Source organism: Pseudomethylobacillus aquaticus, from assembly GCF_003730115.1.
Classification (GTDB): domain Bacteria; phylum Pseudomonadota; class Gammaproteobacteria; order Burkholderiales; family Methylophilaceae; genus Pseudomethylobacillus; species Pseudomethylobacillus aquaticus.
Map to the genome: position 1 here is coordinate 437,491 of NZ_RJVP01000002.1, position 14,143 is coordinate 451,633.

11 protein-coding genes are annotated in these 14,143 nt (G+C 60.5%); 6 read left to right on the forward strand and 5 right to left on the reverse strand.

Going from position 1 to position 14,143, the window contains the following annotated elements:
- The 5 genes from ED236_RS05850 to ED236_RS05870 all read right to left on the reverse strand — a co-directional run bounded on the left by ED236_RS05850 (position 1) and on the right by ED236_RS05870 (position 7,184).
- Positions 1-189 (reverse strand): hypothetical protein, encoded by a 189-nt coding sequence (locus ED236_RS05850; protein ID WP_123236995.1) that lies wholly within the window; start codon positions 187-189, stop codon positions 1-3.
- Between the two features lie 241 nt (positions 190-430).
- Positions 431-2,641 (reverse strand): catalase/peroxidase HPI, encoded by a 2,211-nt coding sequence (gene katG, locus ED236_RS05855; RefSeq protein ID WP_123236996.1) that lies wholly within the window; start codon positions 2,639-2,641, stop codon positions 431-433.
- A gap of 394 nt (positions 2,642-3,035) precedes the next feature.
- Positions 3,036-4,565, reverse strand: coding sequence for a PepSY domain-containing protein (locus ED236_RS05860; RefSeq protein WP_123236997.1), 1,530 nt, complete (start codon positions 4,563-4,565; stop codon positions 3,036-3,038).
- 82 nt (positions 4,566-4,647) lie between these two features.
- Positions 4,648-6,696: a TonB-dependent receptor family protein gene (locus tag ED236_RS05865; protein WP_123236998.1), complete on the reverse strand. Its 2,049-nt coding sequence runs from the start codon at positions 6,694-6,696 to the stop codon at positions 4,648-4,650.
- Between the two features lie 89 nt (positions 6,697-6,785).
- Positions 6,786-7,184 (reverse strand): DUF2946 domain-containing protein, encoded by a 399-nt coding sequence (locus ED236_RS05870; RefSeq protein WP_162299585.1) that lies wholly within the window; start codon positions 7,182-7,184, stop codon positions 6,786-6,788.
- A gap of 94 nt (positions 7,185-7,278) precedes the next feature.
- Between ED236_RS05870 and ED236_RS05875 the strand changes: the two genes are divergently transcribed.
- The 6 genes from ED236_RS05875 (at position 7,279) to ED236_RS05900 (ending at position 14,137) form a co-directional block, all read left to right on the forward strand.
- Positions 7,279-7,803 (forward strand): hypothetical protein, encoded by a 525-nt coding sequence (locus ED236_RS05875; protein ID WP_148042256.1) that lies wholly within the window; start codon positions 7,279-7,281, stop codon positions 7,801-7,803.
- Between the two features lie 125 nt (positions 7,804-7,928).
- A complete protein-coding gene (clpB, locus tag ED236_RS05880; RefSeq protein WP_123237143.1) occupies positions 7,929-10,523 on the forward strand; it encodes an ATP-dependent chaperone ClpB in 2,595 nt (864 codons plus the stop codon).
- Between the two features lie 44 nt (positions 10,524-10,567).
- Positions 10,568-11,101, forward strand: a complete 534-nt coding sequence (locus tag ED236_RS05885; protein ID WP_123237001.1) for a hypothetical protein — start codon at positions 10,568-10,570, stop codon at positions 11,099-11,101.
- 44 nt (positions 11,102-11,145) lie between these two features.
- The gene (locus tag ED236_RS05890; RefSeq protein ID WP_123237002.1) at positions 11,146-11,565 is read left to right on the forward strand and encodes a secondary thiamine-phosphate synthase enzyme YjbQ; all 420 of its coding nucleotides are present in this window, start codon (positions 11,146-11,148) and stop codon (positions 11,563-11,565) included.
- Between the two features lie 7 nt (positions 11,566-11,572).
- The gene (locus tag ED236_RS05895) at positions 11,573-12,823 is read left to right on the forward strand and encodes an iron-containing alcohol dehydrogenase (RefSeq protein WP_123237003.1); all 1,251 of its coding nucleotides are present in this window, start codon (positions 11,573-11,575) and stop codon (positions 12,821-12,823) included.
- A 90-nt stretch (positions 12,824-12,913) separates the two neighbouring features.
- A complete protein-coding gene (locus ED236_RS05900; protein ID WP_123237144.1) occupies positions 12,914-14,137 on the forward strand; it encodes a glycosyltransferase family 4 protein in 1,224 nt (407 codons plus the stop codon).
- Positions 14,138-14,143: the final 6 nt, after the last annotated feature.

The window sequence follows — 14,143 nt, forward strand, 5'->3', positions numbered from 1 at the left end:
TTACTGGTAGTCTTCGATGTGGTAGATCACGGCCGGGATCGGGCTGTAATTGCTGGACACCTCGAATTCTTCGGCGGCGATATCGTCCCATTCGTCCCACATCTGCTGCGTGGCGTTCCAGCCGGGAATAGTGGAAAAATCCCAGTCTATACGGGTGATCTCTGTTGTGGCGTGCTCTAGTGTGCTCATGATGACATTCCTTATGTGTTACATCGCGTACTTACATCCTTGTTAACGACTCGCTTTCCTGTTTGCTTACTGTCTTGCTACAGCTTCATTTATACGCCGTCACGGCGGTGGCGATCGCCTGAGAAGAACGCATAAACCACGCCAGTTCAAGCATTTAGCCGCATAAAAAAACGCCCCACACAGGTGAGGCGTTGGTGCTGCATAGGCCCGGCATCCAGCGCCGGGCCGTGTTACGGTTGCATCACTTCAGGTCGAAACGGTCCAGGTTCATCACCTTGGTCCAGGCCGCGACAAAGTCACGCACGAACTTGGCTTGTGCATCGTGCTGTGCATACACTTCAGCCAGCGCGCGCAACTGCGAGTTGGAGCCGAATACCAGATCCACACGTGTCCCGGTCCACTTCACCGCGCCGCTGCTGCGGTCGCGTCCTTCGAAGCGCGCACCGGCTTCTGATACAGGCTGCCACACCGTCGTCATGTCGAGCAGGTTGACGAAGAAGTCATTGCTCAGCACCTGCGGACGGTGCGTGAACACGCCATCCTGGTTGCCGTTGGTGTTGGCATCCAGCACACGCATGCCACCTACCAGCACGGTCAGTTCCGGTGCGCTCAGTGTCAGCAGCTGGGCCTTGTCGATGAGCATCTCTTCCGCAGAGACCGTGTAGGCGGTCTTTTGATAATTGCGGAAGCCGTCGGCCAATGGCTCCAGTGCCTCGAACGATTCCACATCGGTCTGTGCCTGCGTGGCGTCGGTACGGCCCGGCGTGAACGGCACTTCGATGGCATGACCTGCCGCTTGTGCCGCCGCTTCGATGGCGACATTGCCACCCAGTACGATCAGATCAGCCAGCGATACCTGCTTGCCGCCAGTCTGTGCGGCATTGAAGCGGGTCTGGATCGCTTCCAGCATCGCCAACACCTTGGCCAGTTGCGCTGGCTGGTTGGCCTCCCAATCCTTTTGTGGTGCCAGACGGATGCGTGCCCCGTTGGCGCCGCCGCGCTTGTCCGAGCCACGGAAGCTGGAAGCCGACGCCCAGGCGGTGGCGACCAGTTGCGAGATCGACAAGCCACTGGCGAGGATCTCGCGCTTCAGCGCGGCGATGTCCTGGCTATCTACCAGCGCATGATCCACGGCGGGTACCGGGTCCTGCCAGATCAGGTCTTCAGCCGGGACTTCCGGGCCCAGGTACAGTGCCTTGGGCCCCATGTCACGGTGCGTGAGCTTGAACCAGGCACGTGCGAACGCGTCAGCAAAAGCGTCCGGGTCCTGATGGAAACGGCGCGAGATCTTTTCATAGGCCGGGTCCATGCGCAGTGACAAGTCCGCGGTGGTCATCATGGGCGGGTGCTGCTTGCTCGGGTCATGCGCGTCCGGGATCATGTGTTCCGGTTTGCAATCCTTGGCTACCCATTGGTGGGCACCGGATGGACTCTTGGTCAGCTCCCACTCGTAACCGAACAGCATGTCGAAGTAGCCGTTATCCCAGGTGGTCGGGTTGGGTTTCCATGCGCCTTCGATGCCGCTGGTGGTGGTGTGCACGCCCTTGCCGGAAGCGAAGCTGTTGATCCAGCCAAAGCCTTGTGCCTCGAGCGGCGCAGCCTCCGGGGCCACGCCCACCAAGGCAGGGTCGCCCGCGCCGTGGGCCTTGCCGAAGGTGTGGCCACCCGCAACCAGCGCCACGGTCTCTTCATCGTTCATGGCCATGCGCGCAAAGGTCTCGCGCACATCGCGGCCGGAGGCCACTGGGTCCGGGTTGCCGTCCGGGCCTTCCGGGTTCACATAGATCAGGCCCATCTGCACGGCCGCCAGCGGGTTCTCCAGCTCGCGGTCACCGCTGTAACGGCTGTTGGCTTTGTCGCTGGTGGCCAGCCATTCGGTTTCCTTGCCCCAGTAGATGTCTTCTTCCGGCTGCCAGATGTCCACGCGGCCACCGCCGAAACCAAAGGTCTTGAAGCCCATGGATTCCAGCGCACAATTCCCGGCCAGCACGAACAGATCGGCCCAGGAGATCTGGTTGCCGTATTTTTGTTTGATGGGCCAGAGCAGACGACGCGCCTTATCCAGGTTACCGTTGTCCGGCCAGCTGTTGATCGGTGCAAAGCGCTGATTGCCGGTGCCTGCGCCGCCACGTCCGTCGCCGGTACGGTAGGTGCCGGCCTGGTGCCAGGTCATGCGGATGAACAGGCCACCGTAGTGGCCCCAGTCAGCTGGCCACCAGTCCTGCGAGTCTGTCATCAGGGCATACAGATCTTGTTTCAGGGCTTGCAGGTCCAGCTTCTGGAATTCTTCCGCGTAATTGAAATCATCGCCCAGCGGGTTGGAGGCAGGCGCATGCTGATGCAGGATGCCCAGGTTGAGTTGATTGGGCCACCAGTCGCGGTTGGAGCGTACGGCAGCCGTCGTGCGGGCGCCATGTGCGCCGCTGAAGGGACATTTTGCTTCGTTACTCATGAATCTCTCCTCATGTTGTTATGGGCGATGCTTCGAAAAATTGTAGCCAGCCGACATGGACTTGGCTATTCGAAAAAGTTAATCAATCAAGTTAATCAAGGCGATGCACTGAAGTGATCGGCCATCACGCGTATTAGCAAATACACCGGCCCGTCATGCTGTTTGAACTTCAGTCATGGCATCATAGAACTGGAATGTTAATAAATAAAGACAATAGTTTTTATAGGAGCAATAGTTAATTGCTATTGATGTTGGCGTGCTGGTGGCTTGCATGCCACACCAGGCTAAGGCGCGGATGGCGCGTGCATGCCATGAGTGTCAGCGGCTGGTGTTTTGCTTGTGTTTTACCTGGCGCTGCCATGTCCGGCACGAGAGAGGCTATTTCTGCGTAGAACTATTTTCTACGCAGAAATAGCAGCATGCCCAGCACGCCCAGCACCACATTGCCCAACGCGAACAGCGAGACCAGCAGATCACGCAGCGTCTTGTTGGCATCTGCAAACACCCATTTGTGCAGATAGGCGAATACCCAGCCTTCGAACCGGTCCATAGGCTCGATTTGCGCGGCGAGCACCCCGGTGGCCGGTTCGATGTAATAGTGCTGGCCATCGGCCAGCAGACTGTCGATGCGCACCACCGGCAGGCGTTTGAAGATGAAACCGTATTCCCCGCCAAATTTATGCACCACCGAGGTGTGCCCGAAGTCGGCGACCGGACGTCCGGTCAGCATGGCGAGCTGCAGGCGCGCGATGGCCAGCATGGGCAGATCGAACACCACCGGCTGATCTGCGGCCCAGGCATTCGGCAGGCGGCCGTGGTTGGCGTGACCACCGTGTTCTGCATGCGCATCCTTGCCCAGTGTAGCTTTGGCCAGCGTAGCATTGCCATGCGTAGCTTTGGTATCCGCAGCTTTGGCAGGTTTGCTTTCCTGTGCCAGCACGCCCACTTGCGATCGCGGCGTGGCGGCTGACGTGCTCTGCCATAACCAGTAGGGTTTTCCGCCCAGTTGCAGCAGTGTGAGCTGGCGCAAGGACTGCTCGGCCAGCGCCTGCCATGGTGCAGCCTGCAGATCGGCCAGCGTGATGGTGGAGCTTGCCAGAGGCATGGCGCGCTGTGCCTGCTCGGCACTGACCATCAGATGCAGCAAGCCACTGCTCGCCAACAGCAAGGTGGCCAGTGCAACCGCCAGGCCCAGTTGCCTGTGCACGCGGCGCACGCCGTGCTGACGGCCGCCGCCGCGACGACGCAGCGCCAGCACCAGACCGCTGATGGCCGAGATGAGAATGGCACTTAGCACCAGGCCGGCGAGCGGCACTTGCAGGCCTGGCACGCTATCCAGAAATCCCCAGTTATGCCCAAAATGGAACCAGGCGGAGAACAGGTCGCGCCTGCGATCCGACAGCGTGGCCAGCCGTATCTGGCCATTGTCGATATAGGCGCGTGGCCGGTCGTCGCCTTCGAACGTGATCTGCCACACGGGCAGCAAGCGCTGCACAGCCGGATATTGCGTGCTGAACCCGGTGATCCAGCGCGCATCGACTACCTGACGCTGCCGCCAATGGGTGTAATGACGGGCCAGCTGGATCGCATAATCCCGGTCTGCATGTTCGATGCGCTGACCTGATCTGGCGTCCAGCCATAGCGCGGGCTTGCGCATGTCCGTCACCACCCGATAAGCGGGTTTGCCGTCCAGCACATGCACGCTGAGCTGGTTAAGGGCGTGGATACCGTGCTGCGGTAACAGCTGCGCAGGCGCGATGGCCGCTTTCAGGTCCAGGTGCTGTGCCGGTGGCTGGAACGCGGCGGGCACCGGCTGCACGCGGGTCATGATAGGGTGGGAGATGCCGGAAAGCCCCCACAGAATGAGGCCTATGCAGCTGAGAACGCCCAGCCAGCGGTGCCAGAATTGCCAGGAATGTGTCATTACCCTGCCTTGAACGATCAGTGGCGGTTGCCGTTATGGCACAACCGCCTGCTTGTTTGCTAACGGTGGTGAACTGCTCGCTTCAATAACGCCATTGCACGCCCAGGTAGGCGCTGCGGCCATCTCCAGGCAGGAACAAAGGGCCGTCCATGCCGTTGCTGTTGCGTATCACGCTGGTCGTGGCTGCATATTTTTCGTTGCCCAGATTGCGGCCTTCGAGGAACCAGGACCAGTGCTTGTTGATCTGGTGCCCCACCTTCAGACCGAACAGCGTGTAGCTGTCCGCGTACAGCGTCTCGGCAAAGTCCACGGCGTAGCGCTGCGGTGAGCTTTCGATGGTGGGGCCGATGTAGAAGCCACCCTGGCGATACAGCAGTTCACCACGCAACAAGGCCCTTGGTATCCCCGGCAAGCGGCTATTGCCAAAGCTGTTGTCGCCGTCAAAGTAGAACTCGTTGAGCAGCAGGCTATGGCGCCATTGCAGTTGCCAGGGCAGGCGTACGGTCAGGCCCATTTCCAGGCCGGCATGGGTGGTGTTGCCCGCATTGGTGGTTTGCGCCACGGGTAGTGGGTTGTTGCCGGCAACGAACACGGCCGTCTGCAGCAGTTCGTTGCGCAGCTTGGCGTGATACACCGAGACATCCCAATCCACATGCGTGCTCTGGCCACGCGTACCGATCTCGAAGGTGGTGCCTTCCTGTGCAGACACGATATTGGGCCTCAAGCCACCGGCCAGCTCGCCGAACGAAGGGGGTTCATAGCTGCGCGAGACGTTCGCATACCACTGCACATGCGGGGAGGCCTGATACAGCACACCAAGCTTGGGGTTGGTCTGCACATAACGCACGTTGAAGCTTTCGTCCTGTGCCGCGTTGGCAAAGAACTGGTCTTCCAGCTTGCGCTTGGCATTGGTGTATTGCAGGCCGGCTACCAGCGCCAGCTCCGGCGTGACATAGAAGCGGTTCTCGGCATACATTTCCAGGTTCTTGGCCGTTTGACGGCTTTGATTGGTGCGTGCACCGCGATTGCCCTGAATGTTGACGAAGCGGTCGTCATTGGTCACGCCATAGCTGGGGTTGAAGCCGACGACCACCTCGTTCTTGTGTCCGAACAGGCTGCCGGTGCGTGTGTAGCGCACATCCAGGCCAGCATCGTGGTTGTCCTGATCCAGCACCTGGAAGATGGGGTGGAACAGATTCTTGTCGGAATAGTAGGCACCGATGTCCAGCTGTGCATTATCCCAGCGCAGGGTGGTCTTGTTGGCGATGCGGGTCACTTCCAGGTCACGCTTCTGCTGCAAGGTGGCCGGGCTCAGGAAAGCATCGCTGGGGTCATTGCGTAGCTGGGCTTTGGTCAGGTTGCCGGGAAGGTTGGAGTCGCTTTTAGAATAACCCAGGTAGAAGCGGGTTTCGATGTCTTCATTGATGCGATAGCCGATATTGGCGTTGATGCGCTGCGCCTGCTGTTCAGAGAAGTCACGGAAGCCGTCCTGATCAAAGGTGCTGGCACTGACGAAATAATCCAGATCGCCGATCACACCACCAGTCGCGACCCCGAAGCGGCGATAACCGAAACTGCCGAACTCCACGCGGGTTTCCAGTGCGGGTGCGGTGTGGCCGGTGGGCGAGACGAAGTTGATGGCGCCGCCCAGATTGCTGGCCCCGTAGCGCAATGCATTGGCACCACGGTACACCTCGATATAGCGGGTGGCCATGGGTTCTATGGCCTGGAAGTCGAAGCTGCCGTCAGCCAGATTGACCGGGATGCCGTCCTGCATCAGCTTGATGCCACGGCCATGGAAGGTGCGCTGCAGGCCGGAACCGCGTATGGACAGGCGGCTTTCTTCAGCGCCAAAACGCGACTGCACGAACACGCCCGCGGCCAGGCCCAGCGTGTCATTGAAGGTGGAGACGCGGCCTTCGCGCACCTGTTCCATATCGACGATGCCGACACCGCCTGCGGTTTTGTTGATCTGCTCGGTGGCGATCTCGATGCCAGGCTGGGTGAGCGGTTCTTTGATCGCCTGGTCGACAACCTCGATGGCGGGTAGCTTGATGCTGTGATCCGCCTGTGCATGGCTGCTGAACATGGCGGCGATGGCCATGCATAATGGTGTGTAGGGTACTTTCATGGGGCTCCCCCGTGAGGCTAGGCTAACGCGTGTCGGCATCTAGGCGCGACAGCGAGACTGAGGTGGCCATGCAGCGCATGGCCTGAACGTCAGGCTAGAGCGGGAGGAGCGCGCGGATTGGAACTCGCCCACACGAACAGCGGGCGAGGGGAGTGCAGGAACAGCGCAGCGACACGGTACTGTGTCAGTGGCTGCAATACAGGCAGGCCGGTGTCATGCAGCATGACTACACTGGCGGCATGCACCGTGCAGTAGGGGCAATGCTGCATGTTCTGCATATCGGAGCGTTCAGGAGCCGGGTCTGCGTTCTGTTGGTCCTGAACGCTCTGGCTGAGGTATTTGATGCCGTAGACGGTACACACCTCCAGCCAGGGTGCCGCTTCCTGCTGGGCGGCGGCCATGGCATGTGATACCGTCGGCATCAGTGCGTTCAGCACGATGGCCAGCGCAGCCAGCCAGCTGATGAAACGACGATGTTGTCTGAACACATGCATGCAGGCATGGTAGCAACAACGCAACTTGAGAACAAGAAGCCCGGTCTACCTCAATAGGCCAAGGCTTCAGGCTTAGTCAGGAGTCAGGATGCAGCTTGTAATGAAGGGATCGATACGACTCGTCTGGCCAGCATTGTTGCTGGCAGCCATTCCGGCACATGCCCAGGATTGTCCGGCTGCGCTACGCGCTGAAGCCCGTGATGCCAGCGGTGTGGTCTACCAGTTCTGGCCTGTGCGGCTGGCGAACGAGGTGCAGGATCTGGTGATGGCCAGCCCCGCAGCGCCTGATCAGATCCGCCGTGTCACCTACGGCGGTAGCCGTGAGGCAGGCTGTCATTTCCAGGCGCTGGCCATGGCGCATGGTGGTGACTGGGGCTGGCATCTGGCCTGGTCCAGCGCCCGTGGCGTGTTCTATGCCCGCATGGACGGTGCCGCCTGGGTGTCTTCTCCGCCCAAGCGCTTCAGCCGGAACAGCGCAAAACAGATCGAGTTCAGTCTGGACGGGCCTTTGCAGTTGCGCTGGCAGGAGGAGGGCGCGGCAGAGACGCGCAGCGTCAGCTCGGAGGACGAAGGCCGCAACTGGAGCGAACCGCTCGCGCTGCCCGGCAACTGAGGGTGCTGTATGGCTGCCGCGCGCGTTGCATGACTGTAAGCGCGCTGTATGACAAGCGCTATCGGCAGTTGAAATCGTCCCGCTTTACCCCATCTAGTGACTAACTTGAATGGATGGAGGCAAGCATGCGCTTCGACAAACTGACAACCAAATTCCAACAGGCCCTGAGCGACGCCCAGAGCCTGGCCGTCGGTAACGACAATCCCAATATCGAGGCCGCGCACCTGCTGGCGGCCTTGCTCAATCAGGACGATGGCAGCACCGCGTCCCTGCTGTCGCGCGCGGGCGCCAATCCGGCGGCGCTCAAGACGGCAGTGCAGCAACAGCTTAATGATCTACCCAAGATGAGCAGCAACGCAGGTGAGCAATCACTGTCGCGTGAACTCAACAGCCTGCTCAACCTGACCGACAAACTGGCGCAGAAAAGCGGCGACGCCTTCATCGCCAGTGAATGGTTCCTGCTGGCACTGGCTGATGACAAAGGCGCCATCGGGCGTCTGCTCAAACAGCATGGCGTGAATAAAACGGCGCTGGAGCAGGCTATACAAGCCGTGCGTGGTGGCAGCAGTGTGGATAGCCAGGAAGCCGAGGGCAGCCGCGAGGCGCTCAAGAAATACACCCTGGACCTCACCGAACGTGCCCGTGCGGGCAAGCTCGACCCGGTGATCGGCCGTGACGACGAGATCCGCCGTGCCATCCAGGTACTGCAGCGTCGCACCAAGAACAATCCGGTGCTGATCGGCGAACCCGGTGTGGGCAAGACCGCCATCGTGGAAGGGCTGGCGCAGCGTATCGTCAACGGTGAAGTGCCGGAATCACTCAAGAACAAGCGCGTGCTGTCGCTGGACATGGCCTCCCTGCTGGCCGGTGCCAAATACCGCGGCGAATTCGAGGAACGGCTCAAGTCCGTGCTCAAGGAGCTGGCGCTGGATGAAGGCCAGACCATCGTGTTCATCGACGAGCTGCACACCATGGTGGGGGCGGGCAAGGCTGAAGGGGCGATGGACGCAGGCAATATGCTGAAGCCCGCGCTGGCGCGCGGCGAGCTGCACTGTGTGGGCGCCACCACCCTGGACGAATACCGTCAATACATCGAGAAGGATGCCGCACTGGAACGCCGTTTCCAGAAGGTGCTGGTGGATGAGCCTAGCGTGGAAGCCACCATCGCCATCCTGCGCGGCCTGCAGGAAAAGTACGAACTGCACCATGGCGTGGACATCACCGACCCGGCCATCGTGGCGGCGGCCGAGTTGTCGCACCGCTACATCACCGACCGCTTCCTGCCGGACAAGGCCATCGACCTCATCGATGAAGCGGCTTCGCGCATCAAGATGGAGATCGACTCCAAACCGGAAGTGATGGACAAGCTGGACCGCCGTTTGATCCAGCTCAAGATCGAACGCGAAGCGGTGCGCCGCGAGAAGGATGAAGCCTCGCAGAAGCGCTTTGACCTGATCGAGGAGGAGATCACCCGCCTGGGCAAGGAATACGCCGATCTGGAGGAGATCTGGAAGGCCGAAAAAGCTCAAGTGCAAGGCTCGGCACACATCAAGGAAGCGATCGATCGCCTCAAGGCGCAGATGGCCGAGCTGCAGCGCACCGGGCAATATGACAAGCTGGCGGAGATCCAGTACGGCAAACTGCCGCAACTGGAGGCGCAGCTCAAACAGGCCGAGGCGCATCAGGGCGATACGCAACAATACAAACTGCTGCGTACCCAGGTCGGCGCGGAAGAGATCGCAGAAGTGGTGTCGCGTGCCACTGGCATCCCGGTCTCCAAGATGATGACCGGTGAGCGCGAGAAGCTGCTGCACATGGAAGACAAGCTGCACCAGCGTGTGGTCGGGCAGGATGAAGCGGTGCGCCTGGTGTCGGACGCGATCCGTCGCTCACGCTCCGGTTTGAGCGACCCCAACCGTCCCTACGGTTCTTTCCTGTTCCTGGGGCCTACCGGCGTGGGCAAGACCGAGCTCACCAAAGCGCTGGCTGGCTTTTTGTTCGATTCGGAAGAGCATCTGATCCGCATCGACATGAGCGAATACATGGAAAAGCACTCGGTTTCGCGCATGATAGGCGCGCCACCGGGCTATGTCGGCTATGAAGAAGGTGGCGCACTGACCGAAGCGGTGCGTCGCAAGCCTTATTCGGTGATCCTGCTCGATGAAGTGGAGAAAGCCCATCCGGACGTGTTCAATGTGTTGCTGCAAGTGCTGGACGATGGCCGCCTGACCGATGGTCAGGGGCGTACGGTGGATTTCAAGAATACCGTCATCATCATGACCTCCAATCTGGGCTCGCAGATGATACAGAACATGACTGGCGATGATTATCAGGTGATCAAGCTGGCCGTGATGGGCGAGGTGAAAGCCAATTTCCGTCCCGAATTCGTCAACCGTATCGATGAGGTGGTGGTGTTCCATAGCCTGGGTGAAGCGCAGGTGAAATCCATCGCGCATATTCAGTTGCAAGGCCTGGCCAAACGCCTGGCAGCACTGGACATGCAGCTGGATATCAGCGATGCTGCACTGGCCGAGATCGCCAATGCCGGGTTCGACCCGATCTATGGAGCGCGCCCGCTCAAACGGGCGATCCAGTCCGAGATCGAAAACCCGTTGGCAAAAGAGATCCTCAACGGGAATTTTTCGGCCAAGGACACGGTCAGAATCGACATCAGGTCAGGTCGTATGACCTTTGAAAAGAAGCCGACACCAGCAGCCTGAACGCTGGCGTCCATCCATCGGGCGTTGTCCCATCGGGAGTTGTCATGGTCAAGATGCAGATGATGTTGCTCGCAGTGGCGCTGTTGCCGCTGCTCTTAACGGGCTGCGCGACAACGTCGCAGCCTAACCAGATCGCGCGTATCTCACCGGAGGAGCTGGAGCGCATCATCCCCAAGGCCATGCCCAACCTGCCGGTGGACGAGATCGTTACTTTGTCCAAGCAAGGCGTGGCAGCAGACGAGATCATCGCCAGGATCAAGGCCACGGGTTCGTATTACAACCTGACGCCGACCGACACCATCAGTCTGAGTCAGAAAGGCGTGTCGGCCAAGGTGCTGGATTACATGCACAGCTCGCGCGAGCAATCCATGCGAGACAGCTTTGCCGATGAGATCAACAAGCGCGAAGAGCAGAAGCGTCAGGCCGAGAAGCGCTTGCGCTGGCAATACCAGTCACGCCCCTATTACTACGACCCGTTCTGGGATTTTGGCTATCCACGTTACGGTTTTGGTCGTCCTTATTCCGGATTCGGCTTTTATTCCGGCCCCTGGTACCACCGCGGCTTTGGCCGCTGGTAGTTCTGCAATTACAATGCGGTAGAACTTAATCTGGGTGAACCCGCATGCGTCAACTTCAAGATCAGATCAGCGTCCCCACCCGGGGACGCCGTCTTTATGACATCACACCGCAAGTCCTCAACTGGGCCAGCCAAAGCGGGTTGAACAACGGCCTGCTGACGCTGTACATCCAGCACACCTCGGCCAGCCTGCTCATCAACGAAAATTACGACAGCGATGTGCTGGTGGACATGGAGGCCTTCTTTGCGCGCCTGGTGCCGGATGGCGACCCTCTGTTCATCCACACGGTGGAAGGCCCGGATGACATGCCCGCGCATGTGCGTTCGGCGCTTACGCAGACCAGCATCTCCATTCCGTTCCTGAATGGCAAGGTGGCGCTCGGGCAGTGGCAAGGCATCTTCCTGTATGAACATCGCACCATGAGCAATCAGCGTCGCGTGCTGCTCACCCTGATCGGCGAGTGATGCCGGCATGACCCAGATCCCGGCGTTCAGCTTCGGCCATGTGCCTAGCATCGTGTTTGGTGCGGGCACGCGCGCGCAGTTGCCAACACTGGCAGCGCGTTACGGCAACACTGTGCTGCTGGTCACGGGCAAGCAGGCCTTGCAGCGTACCCCGGCCTGGCCGGAACTGCTGACTGGTTTGCAGGCGGCCGGTCTGCAATGGCGGCATGTGACCATCGATGGCGAACCGTCGCCGTCCCGCATGGATGCCTTGAGCAGCCAGCATCGCGAGGCGGGCATCGACGTGGTGCTCGCCATCGGCGGGGGCAGTGTGCTGGATGCCGGCAAAGCCCTGGCAGGTTTGCTGCGCGTGCCGAACAGCGTGATGGATTTTCTTGAAGGTGTGGGGCCGGAGTTGCCCTACCCTGGCCCGGCAGTGCCGCTGATCGCCGTGCCCACCACGGCAGGTACCGGTTCGGAAGCCACCAAGAACGCCGTGCTGTCCCAGCAGGGCGAGGGTGGTTTCAAAAAGTCATTCCGGCACGATACGCTGGTGCCTGCTTATGCAGTGGTCGACCCGGACCTGCTGGCCAGCTGCCCGCAGGCGCTGATCGCCGCCAATGGCATGGATGCCCTGACCCAGCTACTGGAATCCTATGTGTCCACACGTGCCAACCCGATCACCGATGCCCTGGCCATGTCTGGCTTGCGCGCGGTACGCGACAGCCTGATCGGTTGGTATCAAGGTGCTAGCAATCAGGGTGCTAGCGATCCGGATGCTGGCGATCAGGCACAGCATCGCGCCAACATGGCCTATGCCGCCATGTTGTCCGGCATCACGCTGGCGCAGGTCGGCCTGGGCTCGGTGCACGGACTGGCGGCGCCACTGGGGGCGTTCTTCCCCATGCCGCATGGCGTGGTGTGCGGCACGCTGGTGGCCGCCTGTACGCGTGCCAATATCCGGCTGTTGCAGGCTCAGCAGGGTGCCCATGCTGCGGAGGCGGCGACACCGTCTCACAGTGCTTTGTGGCGCTATGCGCATGCAGGCAAGGTGCTGGTCAACGACATGCGCCTCACCGAGCAGCAAGGCCTGGAGGCACTGTGCGCGACACTGGAGGCGTGGACCACTGCCATGCAGTTGCCAGGCTTGTCTGCCTTTGGCATGAGCGCAGCGGATATCCCGCGTGTGGTCGCCAATTGCCGTGGCAGCAGCATGAAGACCAACCCCATCGTGCTCGGGGATGACGAGGTCGCGGCTATTCTGCATGAACGCCTCTAGGCCGGGCTGCCAGGCCTGATGCCGTCATGATGTCGGCGATGTTCATCTGATTGTCATCGTTTTGTCATGCTGGCTGCCAACAATGCCAGCATGAACCAACTCCATGATGTCTCAGCGTTTTCCTCAGTAACTGCTTCCGCGTCAGCGCCTGCGCTGGTACTGGTCACCGAAACCTGGCCACCCGAGATCAACGGCGTGGCCATGACCTTGTCACGCCTGATGCAAGGCATGCTGCAGCGTGGCTGGCGTGTGCAACTGGTACGGCCGCGTCAGCGCAGTGACCGTGATGCGGGCGCTGCCCCGTTAGCGGTGAATCAAGGTATCGAGCAGATATTGGTGCCCGGCCTGCCCATCCCCGGTTACGGCAGTTTGCGTTTTGGCATGCCCATGTATGAAAAGCTGCGCCATGCCTGGAAGTATCAGCGTCCGCAGGTGGTGCATATCGCCACCGAAGGTCCGCTGGGCTGGGCCGCGCTCAAGGCGGCCCGCAGTCTGGATATCCCGGTCACCAGCAGTTTCCACACCAATTTCCATCGCTATTGCAGTTATTACCGCATGGACTGGCTGCGTGGGCTGGTGACCCGCCATCTGCGCGAGTTCCATAACCAGTGCGCCTTGACCATGGTGCCCAACGCCACGCTGGCTGCTTTGTTGCAGCAGGAGCAGTACCAGAATGTGGTGGTGCTGGGACGTGGCGTGGATGTCAGCCTGTTCTCGCCTGCACGCCGTTCCGCGGCCTTGCGTCAGCAATGGGGGCTTGCGGAGCAGGATCTGGCGGTGATCTATGTCGGGCGCATGGCGGCCGAGAAGAGTCTGGATGTGGTGGTACGTGCTTTCGAGGCCATCGAACGCAGGCAACCCAAGGCGCGCATGATCTGGGTCGGTGACGGCCCCGAGCTGAAGCGGCTGCGCAAACGCTACCCGCACCATGTGTTCTGTGGTTCGCAACTGGGTGAGGCGCTGGCCACGCACTACGCTTCAGCGGATCTGTTCCTGTTCGCCAGCATGACCGAAACCTTCGGCAATGTGGTCACGGAAGCCATGGCCAGTGGTCTGGCGGTGGTGGCTTACGACTATGCTGCGCCGGCCATGGTGATCCATTCTGGTCAGAATGGTTGTCTGGTGCCGTTCGGCGATGCTGTTGGCTTCGTGGAAACGGCACAGATGCTGGCGGCGGATGCGGCGCTACAGCAGCGTTTCAGCTTATCTGCTCCGGCCTCTTTGCAGCAGCATGCCTGGGCTGAAGTGTGTGATTTGTTCGACCGCTATCTGCACGAGGCGGTGGAGCAGCCGTTGGCGCTGACCGCCATCTGACCAGCG